The organism is Pseudomonas endophytica (genome assembly GCF_001411475.1).
GTDB lineage: Bacteria > Pseudomonadota > Gammaproteobacteria > Pseudomonadales > Pseudomonadaceae > Aquipseudomonas > Aquipseudomonas endophytica.
In genome coordinates this window covers 45858-64669 of the sequence record NZ_LLWH01000165.1, presented here as the reverse complement: position 1 = coordinate 64669, position 18812 = coordinate 45858, and the positions used below count along the sequence as shown (strand labels likewise).

The 18812-nt window shown below is 57.9% G+C and carries 15 protein-coding genes; 12 read left to right on the top strand and 3 right to left on the bottom strand.

What is annotated here, in order from left to right; all coding sequences use genetic code 11:
• Positions 1–28 precede the first annotated feature (28 nt).
• Together AQS70_RS11850 and AQS70_RS11845 are read right to left on the bottom strand one after the other, a co-directional pair.
• Positions 29–1417, bottom strand: coding sequence for an ATP-binding protein (locus AQS70_RS11850; protein ID WP_055102963.1), 1389 nt, complete (start codon positions 1415–1417; stop codon positions 29–31).
• Positions 1414–2124 carry a response regulator gene (locus AQS70_RS11845; RefSeq protein WP_055102962.1) on the bottom strand — a complete coding sequence of 237 codons (711 nt, stop codon included), beginning with the start codon at positions 2122–2124 and terminating at the stop codon, positions 1414–1416. Before AQS70_RS11845 ends, AQS70_RS11850 begins: the two co-directional genes overlap by 4 nt.
• Before the next feature lie 190 nt (positions 2125–2314).
• Here AQS70_RS11845 and AQS70_RS11840 point away from each other — a divergent pair, with 190 nt between their 5' ends.
• From AQS70_RS11840 to AQS70_RS11820, 5 genes are read left to right on the top strand one after another with little or no spacing between them, the layout of a single operon-like run.
• On the top strand, positions 2315–4693 hold the full coding sequence (locus AQS70_RS11840) for a TonB-dependent receptor (RefSeq protein WP_055102961.1): 2379 nt from the start codon (positions 2315–2317) through the stop codon (positions 4691–4693).
• 24 nt (positions 4694–4717) lie between these two features.
• A complete protein-coding gene (locus tag AQS70_RS11835; RefSeq protein WP_055102960.1) occupies positions 4718–5398 on the top strand; it encodes a Fe2+-dependent dioxygenase in 681 nt (226 codons plus the stop codon).
• Entirely contained in the window at positions 5395–6540 is a 1146-nt protein-coding gene (locus AQS70_RS11830; protein WP_055102959.1) for an ABC transporter substrate-binding protein, read from the top strand. Before AQS70_RS11835 ends, AQS70_RS11830 begins: the two co-directional genes overlap by 4 nt.
• Entirely contained in the window at positions 6537–7598 is a 1062-nt protein-coding gene (locus AQS70_RS11825) for a FecCD family ABC transporter permease (RefSeq protein WP_055102958.1), read from the top strand. Before AQS70_RS11830 ends, AQS70_RS11825 begins: the two co-directional genes overlap by 4 nt.
• Positions 7595–8371, top strand: a complete 777-nt coding sequence (locus AQS70_RS11820; protein ID WP_055102957.1) for an ABC transporter ATP-binding protein — start codon at positions 7595–7597, stop codon at positions 8369–8371. Before AQS70_RS11825 ends, AQS70_RS11820 begins: the two co-directional genes overlap by 4 nt.
• A 49-nt stretch (positions 8372–8420) precedes the next feature.
• Here AQS70_RS11820 and AQS70_RS11815 read toward each other — a convergent pair whose 3' ends face one another.
• Entirely contained in the window at positions 8421–9068 is a 648-nt protein-coding gene (locus tag AQS70_RS11815) for a TetR/AcrR family transcriptional regulator (RefSeq protein ID WP_055102956.1), read from the bottom strand.
• A 189-nt stretch (positions 9069–9257) separates the two neighbouring features.
• On the opposite strand from AQS70_RS11815, the gene AQS70_RS11810 reads away from it, so the two are divergent.
• The 7 genes from AQS70_RS11810 (at position 9258) to AQS70_RS11780 (ending at position 18787) form a co-directional block, all read left to right on the top strand.
• Complete coding sequence (locus AQS70_RS11810) at positions 9258–11045, top strand: ABC transporter ATP-binding protein (RefSeq protein ID WP_055102955.1); 1788 nt, start codon at positions 9258–9260, stop codon at positions 11043–11045.
• Entirely contained in the window at positions 11039–12805 is a 1767-nt protein-coding gene (locus AQS70_RS11805) for an ABC transporter ATP-binding protein (protein WP_055102954.1), read from the top strand. Before AQS70_RS11810 ends, AQS70_RS11805 begins: the two co-directional genes overlap by 7 nt.
• On the top strand, positions 12805–13746 hold the full coding sequence (locus tag AQS70_RS11800; protein ID WP_055102953.1) for an ABC transporter permease: 942 nt from the start codon (positions 12805–12807) through the stop codon (positions 13744–13746). The genes AQS70_RS11805 and AQS70_RS11800 overlap by 1 nt, the downstream gene beginning before the upstream one ends.
• The gene (locus AQS70_RS11795) at positions 13743–14693 is read left to right on the top strand and encodes an iron chelate uptake ABC transporter family permease subunit (RefSeq protein WP_055102952.1); all 951 of its coding nucleotides are present in this window, start codon (positions 13743–13745) and stop codon (positions 14691–14693) included. The genes AQS70_RS11800 and AQS70_RS11795 overlap by 4 nt, the downstream gene beginning before the upstream one ends.
• Entirely contained in the window at positions 14690–15451 is a 762-nt protein-coding gene (locus AQS70_RS11790) for an iron ABC transporter ATP-binding protein (RefSeq protein WP_055102951.1), read from the top strand. Before AQS70_RS11795 ends, AQS70_RS11790 begins: the two co-directional genes overlap by 4 nt.
• A gap of 14 nt (positions 15452–15465) precedes the next feature.
• Positions 15466–16458, top strand: a complete 993-nt coding sequence (locus AQS70_RS11785) for a siderophore ABC transporter substrate-binding protein (RefSeq protein ID WP_055102950.1) — start codon at positions 15466–15468, stop codon at positions 16456–16458.
• Positions 16459–16570: 112 nt separating this feature from the next.
• Positions 16571–18787, top strand: a complete 2217-nt coding sequence (locus AQS70_RS11780) for a TonB-dependent receptor (RefSeq protein WP_055102949.1) — start codon at positions 16571–16573, stop codon at positions 18785–18787.
• Positions 18788–18812 lie beyond the last annotated feature (25 nt).

The following is an 18812-nucleotide window of genomic DNA, read 5'->3' as shown; positions in this document are numbered from 1 at the left end:
GTCGTCGCTGAAGAGCGCTCTTCAGCGACTACGACCCCAGCGATGCTAAGGTCAGGACCGCATCCAGCCCGCCTTGTGGACGGTTGTTCAGCACTAGCGTCCCGCCATGCGCGGTTGCCACGGTATGGGCAATGCTCAAACCCAGCCCGTAACCGCCAGTGTCGCTGTTACGTGAGACTTCTAAGCGGTAAAAGGGCTCCAGCACTTGAGTCAGTTGCTGTGGGGCAATACCGGGGCCGCTGTCTCTGACGGTAATCACCACCTGCTCAGGCAGCTCCTCGACAATCACTTGGACATCGCGGGCGTAACGTACGGCATTTTCCAACAGATTTTGCACGCAGCGTTTGAGGCTTCGAGCGTAGCCAGATACCGGGCGTGTGGCGCGTCCGACCAAGCTGATGTGTTCACCGATGTCCTGCATATCCGCCTGCAAGCTTTGTAACAGTGCGTTGAGGTCGATGTTCTGCCGAGCCTCGTTGATTTCGCCGCTGCTGACAAACTCGAGCGTGGTCGAAACCAATCCTTCCATATCAGCCAGGTCTTTGCGAAAGCGCTGCTTTTGCTGCTCGTCATCGAGCATTTCTGTGCGCAGACACAGGCGGGTAATAGGCGAGCGCAGATCATGAGACACCGCCGCCAGAAACCGAGTGCGCTCTGCCAGGCTGTGCTGTAGGCGTTGTTGCATGGCATTAAACGCCTCGGCAGCGCGCCGCACTTCGACCGGCCCTTTGACTTCCAGTGGCTTGCGGCGAATATCGTTGCCCAGCGCTTGTGCGGCCTGTGCTAGTTCATTCAGCGGTCGGATGGCTAGGCGCACCGCGAACAGAGCAATGATCACCAACACGATGATGCGCAGCAGATAGATACGCCAAAAGTAATCGAGCATCACGTCAGCCGGGGACAGGCTGGTCCAACCTTGATCTTCACGGGCTTGAACGTGCAACCAGCGGCCATCGGGCAAGCGCAGCTCAAGACTGAACTGACCGGTCACTGGGCTTGAGCCAAACAGGGTGTCGACGCCCGCCTTTTTGCCTTGTTGATCGAGCAGCGTCAGGCTGAGTAACCTCAGAGGTATCTGGTTGCCAGACTTTTGGTTAATCAAGTTTTTTAGCAGGTCTTCAGTCGCTTGGCCCTGTGGTGTGAGTTTCTGGGGGGCAGACAGAGGTTCGTTCAGTTCACTTAGCTGAAAGTCTGCGGTGTTTAAGTGGCTGAGCAGCAGGGTAATGTTTTGCGGATCGCAAGCAGACACACGCACGATATCGGCCAAGCGAGCGGCAATCAGCCGAGTTGGGATCTCCAGTACCTGGCTGTGACGCACGTCATACCAAATACTACTGGTTGCAACTTGGGCAGCCAGCATACCGACGACCAGGATGATCACTAATCGCCCATAGAGCGTGCGCGGTATCAGCTTCATGGTTCGCTTGTCACCTCGATTGAGGTGAGCATGTAGCCTTCGTTGCGCACCGTTTTGATCAGTTCGGGTGTCAGTTGCTGACGCAAGCGACTGACGCATACATCAATCGAACGGTCAAAAGGCGTGCTGTCTTTGTCGAACACGTGGTTGAGCAGGAAATCACGGCTCAGCGGGCGGTTAGGGTGCTGCAACAATAAGCGCAGCACGCGATAGTCTGAGTTGCCCAAGCTGATCACCACGCCGTCGGGGGACAGCACCTGGCGGGCACGGGTGTCGAGTCGCCAGCCATCGAAGCTCACATGAGGCGCTTCATCGACTCGTGCTCGTTCTGGAAAGCTCTGTGCCCGGCGCAGCACCACTTTGATCCGCACCAACAGTTCGCGTGGGTCAAACGGTTTGGGCAAGTAGTCATCGGCACCGATCTCTAGCCCAACAATGCGATCAATCAGGCTTCCGCGAGCGGTGAGCATAATGACCGGTATGTTCGAAGACACGCGAAGCGTTCGGCACAGGCTCAAACCGTCCTCGCCGGGCAGCATCACATCGAGCACGATCAGGTCGATGACATTCATTTCCAAGCGCCGGTGCATCTCTTTGCCATCGCAGGCGGTTGAGGTCTGGTAACCGGCATCGCGCAGGTACTCGCCCAGCAATTGGCGGATTTCGGGGTCGTCATCGACGATTAACACGTGATCTTGCTTGGACATGGATGCTCGACTCGGCCTTGGAAAAGGTTCTGCAATAGCGGATTTTTCCGCAGTGGATTAGGCGAAATGTAATGAAATGTTGTGAGTTCCATTTTTATGCATCAGCAATACAAAGTCCGGCGATGGCTTTGGGTGACGCTCTTTAGAATGGCGAATCTAAATGCGAGTCATTGTAATTAAGGAAAGTCCGATGTCATCGTCACCTGATGCGGCGTTAGTACGCAATACCCCTTATGCGTTGAACACGACATTAGCGCCCTTTATCGGCGTGATGGCGCTCGGCGTTTTCAGCACCGGCGCCCGTGCAGACGAGCAACCTGAGGCGGGGCTGACCCTGCCAGCATTGAGTGTTGAGGGTAGCTACGATTCACCGTTTAAGGTTGACGAAGTGTCATCGCGCAAAGTCATGACGCCGCTGCTTGATGCCCCGCAAAGTATCACCATCGTGCCGCAACAAGTGCTTAAAGAGCAGAACGCGCAGACCTTACAAGAGATTCTGCGCAATGTGCCGGGTATCACCTTTATGTCCGGGGAGGGCAATCTGGGCTGGGGTGATCTGTTCTCGATTCGTGGGTTTTCGTCTGAGCAAAGCCTGACCGTTGATGGTGTGCGTGATGCCGGCATGTCGAGCCGCAATGACACGTTCAACGTACAGCAAGCTGAAGTTTTTAAAGGCACCGGGGCGATTGAATCCGGTATTTCGGCCGTCGGGGGCAGCGTCAACTTGGTGACCAAAGAAGCCCATTTAGACGATGTGAATCGGGTCTCGGCGGGTATTGGCACCGATGGCTATCGTCGTTTGGCCGCGGATATCAACCATCAGCTAAACGACACCAGTGCCGTGCGCATCAACCTGATGAAACATGAAAATCAGGTGGCCGAACGCGACACGGTGGACTACGACCGCTGGGGCATTGCCACCTCGCTGGCTGTGGGGCTGTCTACACCTACTCGGGCTTACCTGGACTTCTACTATCAGAAGGACGACAACACCCCTGATGGCGGGTTGCCGATTTTGCGCGGCAACGATGGCAAGCGCATGCCCGGCGTGAAGCGTAATAATTGGTACGGCGACGCTAGTCTGTACACCCAGCAGACCGAAACCACCTCGTTGACCGGGCGACTGGAACATGATTTTGACAACGGTGCGCTGTTGACTAACCAGCTGCGCTGGCAACGTACCGATAACTTTGCCGTACTGTCACCGGCACGCTTTTTTTCTGCCAACGCTGATGGCTCCAAAACCTGTGCTGGCACCCGCTGTGCCACATTGGGTTACGTGGGAGTCGGCCCCGTATCGACGGTCAACGGAGTCAAGGTTTACACCGACTACACCAACAATGGCAGCACTGCGAATGGGGTGCTGCGTGGCAGCGATTATGGTTTGTCCAAACGCTACACCATTGTCGATAACCAGACCGACTTAAGCGTTGCGTTTGACACCGGCTCAATCAGCCATAAAGCGGTCACCGGGCTAGATGTTTACCACGAAACCTACGGCGGTCTGGATCGCAATGCCAAGGTTCCGGCACCCGACATGGCGTTTGATATGGGCGACCCGCAGCACCACTTTGAGACGGTCTACACCACCAAAGGAGTCGGCGAGCCACGCTCAAGTATCGACAATGCTGGGCTGTACGTTGCCGACACACTGACGCTTAATCAGTGGTGGCAAGTAATGGGCTCGCTGCGGTACGACCATTGGACGGCCGAGACGACACAGCGTGGTCAGTCACACATCAAAGACACCTCTGGCGCCTGGAGCGGGCGAGCCGGTGTGGTCTTTAAACCGCAGCCAAACGGCACGATTTACGCGTCATACAGTGAGTCGGCGCAGCCCTCGGCGATTGGCGCCTCGACCAATAACCAAATCTACGGCGCGGCAAGTACCGGTAATTACAAACCGGCTAAATCCAAAACCTATGAACTCGGCACCAAGTGGGACCTGTTCAATAAAGACATCAGCGTGACGGCGGCGATTTTCCGCACCGAGCTGGAGAACTCTTGGGAATACACCGAAGGCGAAGCTTCACCAGTTCGTGCGCTGCCCGCTAAACGCGTCGATGGTATCGAGTTGGGGCTGCAAGGCAACCTGACTGATCGCTGGACCGCCTACAGCGGGTTCTCGGCCCTCAAAAGCGATCAAACTAAAGGCATCAACAAAGGCCAAGAAGCGAAAAACGTGCCTGACCTGACGGCCAATCTGTGGACGACCTATGCCTTTACCGACGATTTAAGTGTGAGTTACGGCGCCAACTACGTCGGGCGTCGGCGTTACACCGATAACAAATACGTGGGCGGCCTGAACAACAACAGCAGTAACGCTGATGGCCCGTCCGGTGTGTTGCCGATCTACACCCGCGACAAAGAGAAAGCCCCTGGTTACTGGGTGCATTACTTGGCCGCGCAATACAAGGTCAATCGCCAAACCACGGTCAACCTTAACGTCGACAACCTGTTGAACACGTTCTACTTCAGCCGCATCGGCGCTTCCCTTGACGGTTTCCAGCTGTATGGCGTGCCAGGCGCTGGGCGCACCTTAACCGCCAGCATCGACTATGACTTTTAAGTCGGCCGGGGTCGGGGGCCTCCCATGCTGATTGAAATTGCCGACGTGTTCAGCCCCGAAGAAGTCAGCGAGATGCGCCGGCGGCTGTTGAACGAACCATGGGTGGATGGCAAAGCCACGGCCGGGCAGCGCTCGGCCCGTGACAAGTTCAATCGGCAACTGGCCGAGGACTCGGGGTTGGGCAGTGCGCTTGGCCAACAGATTCTTGCGCGGTTGTCCGACAATGGGTTGTTCATGTCGGCGGCGCTGCCCAAGCGTATTTACCCGCCGCTGTTCAACCGTTACAGCGCTGGCGAAGGGTTTGGTTTTCACATTGACAACGCCATTCGCGGGATTAAGGGCGTTCGCGAACGGGTACGAACGGACGTGTCCGCGACCTTGTTTCTGACCGATCCCGACCGTTACGACGGTGGCGAACTGGTGATTCGTGACACGTTTGGCGAGCGCAGCGTCAAGTTGCCCGCCGGGCATTTAGTGCTGTACCCCGGCACCAGCGTACACAAAGTCAACCCGGTGACTCGTGGTGAGCGAATGGCGGCTTTTTTCTGGGTTGAAAGCCTAGTCCGCGAAGACAGCCAGCGCAGCCTTTTGTTGGACATGGATGTGGCCCTTGCGCGCTTAACTGCGCAACAGGCCGATGATGAGTCGTTGCTGCAATTGAGCGGCGTGTATCACAACCTCTTGCGCCGCTGGAGCGACGTATGAGCCTTTCATTAATTGGGAGATTTATCGTGTCCAAAACGCTTTCACGTATAGGTTCGTTGCTGATTGTTTTGATAGTCGGCGGGTTCGGCATGGTGTCGTCGGCTTGGGCCAAAGAAGTGACTGATGTGCTCGGGCGTGTGGTCGAAGTTCCTGATCATGTACAGCGCGTTGTGTTAGGCGAGGGCAGGTTGATATCGACGTTGGCCATTCTTGACCGTGACCAGCCGTTTAAACGTGTTGTGGGCTGGCAAAACGATCTGCACAAATTGGACCCTAATACCTATGCCGCCTACGTGAAAAAATTTCCCGAGGTCAAAGACATTCCGCTGATTGGCCAAGCCTCGGAGCAGAGCGTCAGTGCCGAACAGATTCTGGCGTTGAAGCCGGATTTGGCGGTATTCAGTATTTCCGGGCATGGTCCGACTGAACACAGCCCAGTGGCGGATATTCTGGAAAAAGCCGGTATCGCGGTGTTGTTTGTCGACTTTCGCGTCAATCCGGTCAAGGGCACCCATGACAGCATGACCGCACTGGGCAAAGCCCTTGGGCGAGAAACGCAAGCGCAAGATTTTCTGCGCTTCTACCAAGAACATGTCGACCACATCACTGACACGCTTGGGGTGATCGACGATAACCAGCGCCCCAGCGTCTTTCTTGAATTGCTGGCCGGAGTCTGGGCTAACCCAGGGCATACCACCGGTAAGGGCGGCATGGGTGAGCTGATCAAGCTGGTCGGCGGGCGCAATATTGCCGCGGGTGTGGTGCCGGGTGCGCTGGGCGACGTCAGCGTTGAATATGCGCTCAAGGCTGATCCGGACATCTACATCATTACCGGTAATCAAAAGCCCGGTGTGGTGCTGGGCGCTGGAGTTGACCAGGCCACCGCGCAGGACACCCTCAAGCACGTGCTGACCCGCCCGGAGTTCGCACAACTGCGCGCGGTACGCGAAGGTAATGTGCACGGTTTGTGGCATGACTTTTACAACTCGCCGTACAACATTTTGGCGATAGAGGCCATGGCCAAGTGGATTCACCCTGAAAAGTTTACCTCCCTTGATCCGCAGCACACGCTGCAAGTGATCAACCAACAGTTTCTCGGTACGCCATTGGCAGGCCAATACTGGGTCAGTGAACAAAAATGACCGCCCACTTGAACCCCGCCGTGGTGGCTGCCAGCCACGGCTATCGGCGCCTATTGGCGCGGCGCGTGAGCTTATTGGTCGGGATCGGCATTGCGTTGGTCGCGGCGGTGCTGTTGGACCTGTCTACCGGTTCTTCGGGGATGAGTTTAGGGGCCTTAATCGACGGCTTGCTGCACCCGCAAAACTTAGCCGTGACAGACCGGGTGATCATCTGGAACGTGCGTTTGCCCTATGCGCTGATGGCGGTACTGGTCGGGGCGGCCTTGTCATTGGCCGGGGCTGAGATGCAGGCCATTCTCAATAACCCGCTGGCCAGCCCCTTTACCTTAGGGGTGTCTTCAGCGGCAGCGCTGGGCGCTTCGCTGATCATCGTATTTCCGGTCAGCAGCGCTTTGTTGAGCCGGGATTCGTTGGTCGCGCTATCAGCCTTTGTGTTTGCCTGCGGTTCGATGTTCTTACTGCATGGCATGTCTAGATTAAGGGGTGCTGGAGTCGAAACACTGGTGTTATTTGGCATTGCGCTGGTCTTCAGTTGTAACGCCTTAGTGGCGCTTTTGCAGCTGCTGGCCACCGAAGATGTACTGCAACAACTGGTGTTCTGGAGCTTGGGCAGCGTGGCACGGGCCAACTGGGACAAACTGAGCATTCTGGCCATAGTGATGGCGCTGATCATGCCGTTTTCGTTGCAGGCGTCTTCACGCATGACCTTGCTGCGCATGGGCGAAGACCGTGCGCAAAGCTTTGGCGTTGACGTGCGGCGATTGCGGTTTTTCTCACTGCTGCGCATCAGTTTGTTGTCTGCGACGGCGGTGGCATTTGTCGGCACCATTGGCTTTATCGGCTTGGTCGGCCCGCACATTGCGCGGATCCTGATTGGCGAAGACCAACGATTTTTGTTCCCCGCGAGCGCGCTGGTGGGGGCGTTGCTGCTGTCATTATCGTCGGTGGTCAGCAAAATCATCATGCCCGGCGTGATCGTGCCGGTGGGTATCGTCACTGCACTGGTGGGCGTGCCGATTTTCGTGGCGCTGGTGTTCAAACGAGGCAGGCAACTATGAGCGCCCAAGGTTTAGTCGTCAGCCACGCTCAAGTGACTTATGGTCGTCGCGCAGTGATCCATGATGCCTCGTTACCCGAGTTGCAGCCTGGCACGCTGACTGCGTTGATTGGGCCCAACGGTGCTGGCAAGTCGACCTTGCTGCGCGGCTTGGCGGGGCTTGAGCGCCTCACGGGGTCGGTGAGTTTGCAGGGCCTGCAACTGACGGCGATGTCTGTGCCCGAGCGCGCGCGGCTCATCACCTACATGCCCCAACACCTGCCGCCTGGGCTGGGCTTGAGTGTGATTGAAAGCGTGATGGCGGCTTTGCGCGTCGGTGGCAGCGGTGGCGATTACCTCGAGCAGGCGTATGCCGCTTTGCAGCGCATTGGCATCGAGCACTTGGCTGATCGCATGCTCAATGCGCTGTCCGGTGGCCAGCGGCAATTGGTCAGCCTTGCGCAACTGATTGCCCGTCGCCCCAACGTGATGCTGTTGGATGAACCCACCAGCGCACTGGACTTGAGATATCAATTGCGGGTCATGGAGTGTGTGCGCGGCATGGTTCGTCAGCACCAATTAATCGCGGTCATCGTGATGCATGACATCAGTTTGGCAGCGCGTTACGCCGACAACATTGCAGTGCTGCGTGAGGGCCAAGTGATGGGCTTTGGTGCCGCACACGAAGTACTGACCCCGCAGTTGTTTGCCGACGTCTATGGGGTTCAGGCGCGAGTAGAGCGTTGCTCGCAACAGACCTTGCAGATCTTGGTGGATTGCCCGATTGGGGGCTAGGCCGCAGCCCGTGTGCCGACGCCGTGAATGGCGTCGGCTGTCACTTCTCCTACTGAAAATCTTTGACAGGGTCTTGCGCCGCGTCTGATACCCACTCCTTGAGCAAAACCAGTGCACCGACGATCAGTGCGTGCATGCCATGAGCCAGTTCGGCCTCCATCTCGGCTTCCTCAGCGGCGCTATCTGCGTCCAACACCGGCTCACGACCAGTGACCGAATACACGGTGTCGGCCACGGCGATACCGTGAAAGGCCACCGTCGCCAGCAGCCAGCGTACGTGATCCTTTGATAGACCATAGACCTCGGCGATATGGCTTTGATGCTCGTCGATTTTGGCCAGCATCGGTTGGGTCGCTGCCAGCCTGCGGATGACATACGGCGTCAGCCCAGGGTGGGCTTTGACGAACACCTGCACTGAGGCGGCGAACACCACCATGTAGTCCTTCAACTCGCTACGCGGCGCAGCGTCGGCCTTGGGTATCTGCCAGCGAGTGAAGATTTCTTCAGCGACCATGCTCTTAAGCGCTTCGAGGTTCGCTACGTGCTTGTAGAGCGCCATGTGGCTGACACCCAGTGCAGCGGCAACCCCGACAAAGGTGATGCTCGGCAGCCCTATCTTAATGCCGGCTTCGACAATGCGTTCACGTGTGATGGTGCGAGGACGCCCTCGGGTGGCGGGCGGTTGTGGCGCGGTCATAACAGATCCTTAAACAGTGATGACTGTGTTGTAGCCGTCTTGTCAGCATTTCGCAAATTAGTTTATAGTCATGCAACTAATTAAGATTAGCGTTTGCCCGGCCGTTTTGCCTGCCTCGAAAGCCTGTGTATTACGCATAGGAAGGCGAGTGCCTTGCAACCCTCCTAACACTCTGGACGCTTTATTGTGATGGACTCTCCTGACCTGGCCTCGGCCGAACCAAAAGTGCGCGGCCCACTCAGCCAACTGCTGAAGCCTGTGCGTGGGCGACTGATCATGGCCGCTCTGCTCGCAGCAGCCGGTGCCATGCTGACAATGGTGCCGCTGGCTGCTATCGCGCACATTGCCAAGCTCGCCCTGAGTGAACAGACGAGTGCCATGAGCGGGGTGTGGTGGTCGGTACTGATTGGCGTAGCGAGCCTGTGCGTGGGTGTGTTGCTGATATCTGCCGCAGAGCTGCTTGCGCACTTGGCGGACAACCGTCTGACCCATCAACTACGCATAGCCATTGCTCAGCGGCTTAGCCGCGTGCCGTTGGGTTGGTTCACCAGCCGGGCCTCGGGTGAGGTCAAGCGGGCGATGCAGGACGATATCAATACGCTGCACAGCCTGACCGCGCATTTCTATACGACGCTGGGGCGCGCAGTGGGGGCGATTTTAATCTCACTCATCTACCTGTTCGCCATGGACTGGCGCTTGGCACTCGTTTCGATTCTGCCATTTCCTGGCTTCTTCCTATTCTTCGCCAAGGCCATGAAGGCCAGTGAAGCGAACATGCAGGCGTTCGCAGCCGGGATGGGGCGCATTGACCACGCAGTGGTTGAGTTCGTCAACGGCATTGCGGTGGTCAAGTCGTTCAGTACCAACGCCAAGGCACACAGCCGTTATCGCGAAGCGGTGGATGCCTTCGCTCAGGCCTTTGTCGGCTTCACGCGGCCCTTGGTGGCACCGATGGCCAATGCCAATGCGCTGGTTGCGCCGGTCACGGTGTTAGGCGTGGTGTTGGTCTTTGGCAGCCTTTTTGTGGGCTTGGGCTGGATGGGGGCGATCGATGTGTTGCCGTTTGCCCTCGTCACGCCGGGGCTGTGTGGGCCGTTGCTGTTGCTGCACTACATCACCCATGACCTCAATCACGCGACCGGCGCTGCGCAGCGTGTGCAGACTTTGTTGAACACCCCGGTGCTGGAGCAACCGGCGTCGGATGTGCAAGCAACGCCCAAGGGCAATGAAGTGTGTTTTGAGGGGGTGGGCTACGGTTATGACGCCGAGCGCCGCGTGGTTTCAGGCGTCAGCTTTACCCTCAAGCCTGGCACCACGACAGCCATCGTGGGCTATTCCGGCTCAGGCAAGTCGACCTTGGCGCGGCTGCTGTTGCGCTTCTTTGATCCGACCGAGGGACGTATCACCTTGGGCGGCGTGGATCTGCGCCACATTGAATCTTCCAGCCTGTACCGACACTTAGGTTTTGTCTTGCAAGAGGTTCGGCTGATCCATGCCAGTGTGCGCGACAACATTGCACTGGGGCGGCCTTCAGCCAGCCAACAGCAGATCGAGGAGGCCGCCCGCACCGCGAATATCCATGAGCGAATTTTGGCGTTACCCCGCGGTTATGACTCGGTAGTCGGCGAGGATGCGCAGTTCTCAGGCGGCGAGCAGCAGCGTGTCAGCATCGCCCGCGCTGTGTTGCTTGATCCGCCGGTGTTGGTACTCGACGAAGCCACGGCTGCAGCAGACGCCGAAAGCGAAGTGGCGATCCAAGATGCGCTGTCACGCTTTGCCCAAGGTCGCACCTTGTTGGTCATCGCACATCGGCTGGACACCGTGATGCACGCTGACCAGATCATCGTGCTCGATAACGCCACGGTTCATGAGCAAGGGACGCACCCGCAACTCCTCGCCCATAAAGGGCTTTACGCCCGCTTGTGGGCGCAGGGTGGTTACTCGCAGGCACAAGAACAGGCGGTGCAACCATGCTGAAATCCCTGATTCAATTATTGGGCGATGATGCGCCGATCTTGCGGCGTTATCTGGGCATGGCCGTGTCGTATGCCTTGCTCGGCGGGTTCACCCTCACCACGTTGGTGCCGGTGATGCGGCGCTTGTTGGCGGGCGATGTGCGCGGTGCTGCGCTGTGGCTCAGCCTGACAGTGGTCGGTGTGGTCGCCTGCTGGGCTTGGCGGCGTCAAGTCGACAGGGCTGGGGTGGCGGTGGGCGTGGCGATTTTACAGGGGGCGCGGCAGCGTCTTGGCGACCATGTTGCCAGCCTGCCGCTGGGCTGGTTCACGGCGCACAATACCCGCCGACTTTCGCATGTCATTACCCACGGCATGATGGCTGTTGCGCAGTTGCCAGCGCATGTCTTTACCCCCGTTATCACGGGTGCCGTAACTCCATTGGTGATCGTGGCGGCACTGTGTGTGCTGCACTGGCCATTGGGTCTGATCGCTCTGTTGGGCCTACCGATGTTGCTGGCTGCACTGTGGCTGACGGCACGTTTGGGGCGGCGCGCTGAGCAGACCTACCAACGCCATTTCGCCGATACCAGCCAGCGCATGGTTGAGTTTGCCCAGGCTCAGTCGGTGCTGCGTGCTTTTAACGGTGAAGGCGGTGGTGCGCAGTGGCTGGAGCAGGCCATCGACCGGCAACGCCAGTCCGGTATGCGCCTGATCTACCAGTCAACACTCTCTGTGGTGCTCAATGCTTGGGTGGTGCAAGCCCTGTTCGCGGTATTGCTGATAGCCGCTGTGTTCTGGCTGAACGCACAATTGGGCATGGCACAGGATGCGGGCTCAGTGATCGCCGTGGTGGTTGCGCTGGTATTGACCAGTCGCTACATCGACCCATTGCTCGACGTGGCCAGTTATGCCGAGATACTGCGCGGTGCAGACAGCCAGCTTGAAGAAGTGCAGCGTATTTTGGCGGTCGCGCCGCTGCCTGAACCCGAGCGGCCACACGCCCCGGCATCGGGCTCGATTGAGTTGCGCGGGGTGAGCTTGCGCTATGCGCCCGATCAGCCAGAGGTGCTGCGCGATGTCAGCTTGAGCATTGCGCCCGGCAGCATGACGGCATTGATTGGAGCTTCCGGCTCGGGCAAAACCTCGTTGCTGCGCCTGATTGCGCGGTTTTTCGATGCCAGCCAAGGCTGCGTGCTGATTGGCGGCGTGGACGTGCGCCAGATGTCCAGTTCGCAGTTGGCCAGTCATATCAGCCAGATCCATCAAGACACGTATCTGTTTCAAGGCAGCATTGCCGACAACATTCGCGTCGGCAGACCTGCCGCCAGCCTTGTCGATATTCTGGATGCGGCCGCTCAGGCCGGGGTCACAGAGCTGATTGAGCGCTTGCCACAAGGCATTGACACGCCGGTGGGAGAGGGCGGTGCGCGCCTGTCGGGGGGTGAGCGGCAACGCATCGCCATTGCCCGTGCGTTGATCAAAAACGCGCCGATTTTGCTGGTGGATGAAGCCACTGCCGCGCTGGATGCCGAGAACCAACACGTCATTGCCCAGACCCTGTCCAGATTGCGCGGTGGTCACACGCTGTTGGTGATTGCGCATCAGCTGTCCACCGTGTCGATGGCCGATCAGATTTTAGTGCTCGATCAAGGGCAACTCGTTGAGCAAGGCTCGCCCTCGCTGTTGCGCGCCAGTCACGGCCGTTATGCGCACTTTTTGGCGCAACGTCGAGCCGCCAAAGGCTGGCGGATTGCAGCGCCTTCTAACGGCGAGCAAGCCTGATGCGTGCACGTTGGTGTGGGCTGTTTGTTTTGCTCTGCGCAGCGTCGCTGATGATAGGGGCCAGGCAATTGGCATGGTCGGACCTGCTTTCGACCTCTGGCGATGCGTGGTTGACCCTGACGGCCAGCCGCTTGCCGCGTCTGGCTGCGTTAGTGCTAACCGGGGTTGGCCTCGCGGTGTGCGGGGTGATCCTGCAGCACATTGTGGGTAACAAGTTCGTTGAGCCAGGCACAACCGGTGGGCTGGACGCGGCCAAGCTCGGCATTTTGCTGTCGCTGGTGTTGGCACCTGCCGCTGGGGCACCGGCTCGAATGCTGTTCGCGTTGGTGTTTTGCTTTGCGGCAGGGTTGCTGTTTGTGCTGGTGATCCGTCGCATCCAGTTCAAGAGCACGGTGTTGGTTGCGGTCATTGGCTTGATGTATGGCGGCGTGTTGAGCGCGATTGCCGAGTTCTATGCCTATCGCAACAACATGCTGCAAAGCATGCAGGGCTGGCTCTTGGGCGACTTCTCGCGGGTGGTGCAGGGCAGTTACGAAATTATCTACTTGATCTTGCCGGTTGTGGCGCTGACCTACCTGTACGCACACCGGTTTACCGTGCTCGGCATGGGCGAGGGTATGGCCACCAGCTTGGGCCTCAACTACACGGCAACCGTGGTGCTGGGTTTGCTGTTGGTCGCGGTCACTGTCTCTGCAACGGTGATTACGGTGGGCTCAATTCCCTTTGTCGGGCTGGTGATCCCTAACCTTGTAGCGCTGCGCTATGGCGATCACTTGGGGCGTACGTTGCCCATTGTTGCGCTGGGGGGGGCATGCCTGTTGCTGGTGTGCGACATCCTTGGGCGGCTGATTATCTACCCATTTGAGGTGCCGATCGGTCTGACGGCAGGCAGCGTGGGTGGCGTGTTGTTCCTTGGGTTGATCATCTGGAGGCACCGATGATCCGCCAGCATCCGCGGCTTGCCGCCTGGCTTGTGGTCAGCGTTTTGGCACTGGTTTTTGTGTTCCTGGGGTCAGGGCTGGACGTTGATTATGTGATCCCCAAGCGGATTGCCCGGCTAACAGCCATGCTGATCGGCGGTGTAGCCATTGCTTGGTCGTCCATCACCTTTCAGACCCTGACCGGCAACCGAATACTGACCCCCGCAATCATGGGCTACGAGGCGGTTTATCTGCTGTTGCAAGCCTTGCTGGTTTTGTTTTTGGGGACGTACAGCACAGTGCTGCTCGGCAGTACCGGTAATTTCCTGCTGTCGGTGCTGCTGATGCTCGCCTATTCGTGGTGCATCCATCGCGGGTTGCTGCGCGACGGTAAAAGCGACGTGTACTTCCTGTTATTGATTGGCTTGGTGCTGACCATGGTCATCAGCACGTTGACTCAGTTCGTCCAGCTCAAGGTCAGTCCTGGCGAATTCTCTGTGTTACTGGGGTTTAGTCAGGCTTCGTTCAACCGGGCACAGCCTCAAGAATTGATCTTTTCGGGGCTGCTGGTGACGGCCGTTTGCCTTGTTGGCCTGAAAACCTTGCCAACCCTGGATGTGCTCTCACTGGGGCGTGATCAGGCGATGTCTTTGGGGGTCGATTATCGGCGCAGCGTGCGCCTGCACCTGGGGTTGATTGCCGCGTTAGTGGCCATTTCGACCAGCCTGTTAGGCCCCACCGCGTTCATGGGCGTGTTTGTCGCGAACATCACCTATGCACTTGCCCGAACCTTCAGGCACCGGGTCACGTTGGCGCTCGGCAGCGCGATTGCGGTGGCTCTGTTTATCGCCGCCCAACTGCTGGTTGAGCATGTTTTTAACTACAAGACCACGGTCGGCATCCTTATTAATCTGGTGTGCGGCGGGTACTTCCTGATGTTGATGGTCCGTTCACGAGGAGCCCCATGATCACTGTCCATGACCTTCACAAGGCGTATGGCACCAAGACCGTTCTTGATGGCGTTAGCGCGTGTTTTCCGTCTAAGTCGCTGACCTCACTGATAGGCCCCAATGGTGCGGGCAAGACCACATTGTTAATGATGATTGCGCGGTTGATGGAGCCCAGTCGTGGCGAGGTGCGTATAGACGGCCGCCCGGTCGCGGGTCTTGCTGTGCGCGAGTACGCCAAGCGGGTTGCAACGTTGCGTCAATCGCCAGACTTCAATCTGCGCTTGACCGTTGAAGAGTTGGTTGCCTTTGGCCGGTTTCCGTTTAGTCGCGGTGTATTGACTGCTGAGGACCAGCGGCTGATTGGCGAGGCGATCGCATTTTTGTCGTTGGAACCGCTGCGCCATGCCTACCTCGATGAACTCAGTGGCGGGCAGCGGCAGATGGCCTTTTTGGCGATGACGATTGCCCAGCAAACCGACTATCTACTGCTGGACGAGCCGCTGAACAACCTCGATATCAAGCATGCGGTGCAGATCATGCGGGCGCTGCGCCGACTCTGCGACGAGTTTGGGCGCACGGTGATTCTGGTGGTGCATGACCTCAATTTCGCCGCCAGTTATTCCGACCACATCGTAGCGATGAAGGCCGGCGCGGTGCACTGCGCCGGTGGCGTGGAGCACGTGATTACCGAGGCACAGCTCAGCAAGCTCTATGGGTTGGATTTTGAAATCACCCAAGGGCAGCGCGGTCGTCTGTGCAACTACTTCAACCCCTAAAGAGAACCCTCCTCATGGCGCATCACACACACCGCTTGTGGCCACTGGCCCTGCTGATAACCGCAGCGCTTGCCGTGCAAGGCTGCAATGACAAGCCGGCAGCGTCGACACAGGCCGTCACAAACGCTCAGCCGGAGCAGGGCGCTTTTGCCACAGTGACTGTGCAGCATCAACTGGGCACTACAGTCATCGAGCGTGCCCCGAAACGGGTGGTTGCACTGGACATGAATGAGGTCGACTTTCTCGACCAGCTAGGGATACCGGTGGTAGGCATGCCGAAGGATTTTGTTCCGCACTTTCTGGCCCGCTACAAGGAGGATCAAGGTGTCGAAGACGTGGGGGCGATTGTGCAGCCCAATCTGGAGCGAGTTCATGGCACCAAGCCTGACTTGATCTTGATGACATCGTTGCAGGCTAACCACTATCAGGCATTGAGCGAGATGGCCCCGACGGTGCATTTCGACGTTGACTACCGCGACAGTGAGGCGCGCCATATAGAGGTCATCAAAGATCATTTGTTGACCCTTGGGACGCTATTCGACAAGCAGGCGCTCGCCCGGCAGCAGGTTGAAGAACTGGATGCCAAGGTTCAAGAGGTCAGGGATCTCACCGCCGGGCGCCCGGAAAAAGCGCTGGTCGTGCTGCACAACAACGGCGCCTTTAGCTCATTCGGTGAGCACTCGCGCTACGGCTTTATCTTTAATGCATTGGGTGTGAAACCGGCCAGTACGGCAGTCGATAGCGGTTTGCATGGCCAGCCGATTTCCAGTGAGTTCATTCAACACGCTAACCCCGACATCATTTATGTGGTCGACCGCACCGCCGTGATGGAGCGCCGCCCGGTCATGGACGCCCAGAGCATGGGCAACCCGTTATTGCGTCAGACCAATGCCTGGAAAAACGGCCGGGTGATTTTTGCCGATGCCCAGGCGTGGTACGTGACCGGCGCCAGCCCGACTTCTTTGAAGTTGATGATCGAAGACGTCGAAAAGGGCTATCAACGCTGAGGCGTGCAAGGCTTTGCCCAAGCACATATTTAACGTCTAGTGATTCTCATTAAAAACACCCTTTGCATTCAGATTAACAACCAGCAACTACCCAGTTGAACGGAGCCTTAGCGTGCGTAAACGCCACTTTCCAACCTGCAATGCGCAACCCCGCGCAGATTTTGCCTTGAACCGCACCGCCAACGCCGTACACAGAGTGCTGCTCGGCATGGCGCTGACCGTGAGCGGTTTGCCAGCCTATGCCCAGAGCATGGACACCGAAGAAAAGACCGTCTCGACCCTCCCCGAAACTAGAGTGGAAGGCGAAATGGATCTACCGTCCGAGCTGCCTCCCAGTTATGCAGGTGGGCAAGTTGCTTACGGCAGCCGCGTCGGTTTGCTGGGCAATATGGACTTCATGGACACACCGTTCAGCACCGTCAGTTACACGGAAAAATACATCGCCGACTTGCAGGCACAAAATATTACCCAAGTCATCGCGGCAACCGACCCTTCGGTGTTCAGCAACGGCCTAACCGGTACGTTTAGCGAGAACTATTCCATTCGTGGCTTCGCCAGCAACATCAGCGACGTGACCATTGGCGGGTTATATGGCGTAGCGCCGTACTACCGAATTTCGCCAGAAATGTACGAGCGCATTGAGGTGCTAAAAGGCCCCTCGGCTTTGCTCAATGGCATGCCGCCGGGTGGTTCAGTTGGAGGGACTGTCAACCTGGTGCCCAAGCGGGCGGGTGATCAGCCACTCACGCGCTTTACCGGAACTTACATGTCCGATGCGCAGTTCGGTGGGCACGTGGACGTGGGTCGACGTTTTGGTGAGGATCAGCAATTCGGTGTTCGTTTTAACGGCGTTTACCGGGATGGCGACGGCGCCGTCAATGATCAAAAGCAGAAGGCCGAACTGACATCGCTCGGTCTTGACTGGCGCGGTGAGCGTGCTCGTCTGTCGGCCGATCTGTATGAAAGTGATGACCGTGTTCGCGGACAAAACCGCGGTATCAACTTGGCTTCCGGCGTATCAGTGCCCAAGCCACCGAAATCCGACACGCTGTTAAACCCGGACTGGGCCTATGTGCAAACCAAGGACCGAGGGGCGATTGTGCGCGGTGAGTACGACCTCAATGACAACCTCATGGCGTATGCCGCCTATGGCAGCAGCCGGACCCGCTACGTCTACAGCGGCACCATGTTGGCCACCGTGTTCAACGAAGCTGGCGACTTCAAGACCACGATGGGCCAATTGAAGATGGAGTTGGAGAAAACCTCGGGCGAAGCGGGCTTGAAGGGTCATTTCCAGACCGCTGGGATCAAGCATCAGTGGTCGGTCAATGCCACGCACTATGGGGATACCCAGAAGGACTTCGGACGCCGGCAAGTTCCGGGTGCAGATTGGACCACCAATATCTACCACCCGGTGTGGGGCCCGACAGCGGACAAGAGCTTCCCGTACATTGCCCACTCCGAAACCCGCCTGACCAGTTATGGCGTAGCGGACACCTTATCGGTGTTTGAGGATCGAGTGCAGTTGACCCTTGGCGTGCGTCGTCAGCAAGTGCTGACCGACACGTTTAGCGTTAGCACCGGCGCGCGAACTGGCCGCTATGACGAAGCGGCGACAACACCCGCTGCGGCATTACTGGTCAAAGTCACCGACAACGTTTCGTTGTACGCCAACTACATCGAAGGCTTGAGCAAAGGGGCTACCGCGCCGATGACCGCAGCGAATGCGGGGGATGTGTTTGCACCTTATAAATCCAAGCAGAAAGAGCTCGGTATGAAGGTCGACCTGGGTGACTTCTCCCACACCCTCAGCCTGTATGAAATCAAACGTCCGAGCAGCTACACCGATCCCGACACCAACGTCTTTTCTTTTGGTGGGGAGCAGCGTAACCGTGGAATCGAGTGGGCTTTTTTCGGCTCGCCGTTGGACAACGTGCGGCTCATGGGCGGCGTAGCGCATGTTGACCCGAAGCTGACGAAGACCGCAGGCGGGGTCAACCAAGGCAAAACCGCCACCGGCTTGCCCAAGTTGCAGGGCAAGCTGGGTATGGAATGGGACACGCCCATCCTCGACGGTTTGACCTTAACCGGCAATGCAACCTCCGTGTCCCAGCAGTACATCAGCGCCGATAACGCGCAGTCGATACCTGGGCACACGATTTATGACGTGGGCGCACGCTATGCCACCCATTTCGCCAGTCGCCCGGTTACCTTGCGCGGTAATATCACCAACGTGACCAACAAGGCTTATTGGGGCACACCGCTGCTGTCCAGCTTGGGCTTGGGAGCGCCCCGTACCGTTGAGCTTTCTGCGTCGGTGGACTTTTAACCTTACACCGGTGTGAACGTCTGGC

Excerpts from the sequence above, each read along its gene's own strand:
- AQS70_RS11805 (WP_055102954.1), top strand. The coding sequence starts at position 11,039 with ATGCTGAAATCCCTGATTCAATTATTGGGCGATGATGCGCCGATCTTG.
- AQS70_RS11800 (WP_055102953.1), top strand. The coding sequence starts at position 12,805 with ATGCGTGCACGTTGGTGTGGGCTGTTTGTTTTGCTCTGCGCAGCGTCG.
- AQS70_RS11820 (WP_055102957.1), top strand. The coding sequence starts at position 7,595 with ATGAGCGCCCAAGGTTTAGTCGTCAGCCACGCTCAAGTGACTTATGGT.
- AQS70_RS11850 (WP_055102963.1), bottom strand. The coding sequence starts at position 1,417 with ATGAAGCTGATACCGCGCACGCTCTATGGGCGATTAGTGATCATCCTG.
- AQS70_RS11840 (WP_055102961.1), top strand. The coding sequence starts at position 2,315 with ATGTCATCGTCACCTGATGCGGCGTTAGTACGCAATACCCCTTATGCG.
- AQS70_RS11845 (WP_055102962.1), bottom strand. The coding sequence starts at position 2,124 with ATGTCCAAGCAAGATCACGTGTTAATCGTCGATGACGACCCCGAAATC.
- AQS70_RS11825 (WP_055102958.1), top strand. The coding sequence starts at position 6,537 with ATGACCGCCCACTTGAACCCCGCCGTGGTGGCTGCCAGCCACGGCTAT.
- AQS70_RS11830 (WP_055102959.1), top strand. The coding sequence starts at position 5,395 with ATGAGCCTTTCATTAATTGGGAGATTTATCGTGTCCAAAACGCTTTCA.
- AQS70_RS11815 (WP_055102956.1), bottom strand. The coding sequence starts at position 9,068 with ATGACCGCGCCACAACCGCCCGCCACCCGAGGGCGTCCTCGCACCATC.
- AQS70_RS11785 (WP_055102950.1), top strand. The coding sequence starts at position 15,466 with ATGGCGCATCACACACACCGCTTGTGGCCACTGGCCCTGCTGATAACC.
- AQS70_RS11835 (WP_055102960.1), top strand. The coding sequence starts at position 4,718 with ATGCTGATTGAAATTGCCGACGTGTTCAGCCCCGAAGAAGTCAGCGAG.
- AQS70_RS11795 (WP_055102952.1), top strand. The coding sequence starts at position 13,743 with ATGATCCGCCAGCATCCGCGGCTTGCCGCCTGGCTTGTGGTCAGCGTT.
- AQS70_RS11790 (WP_055102951.1), top strand. The coding sequence starts at position 14,690 with ATGATCACTGTCCATGACCTTCACAAGGCGTATGGCACCAAGACCGTT.
- AQS70_RS11810 (WP_055102955.1), top strand. The coding sequence starts at position 9,258 with ATGGACTCTCCTGACCTGGCCTCGGCCGAACCAAAAGTGCGCGGCCCA.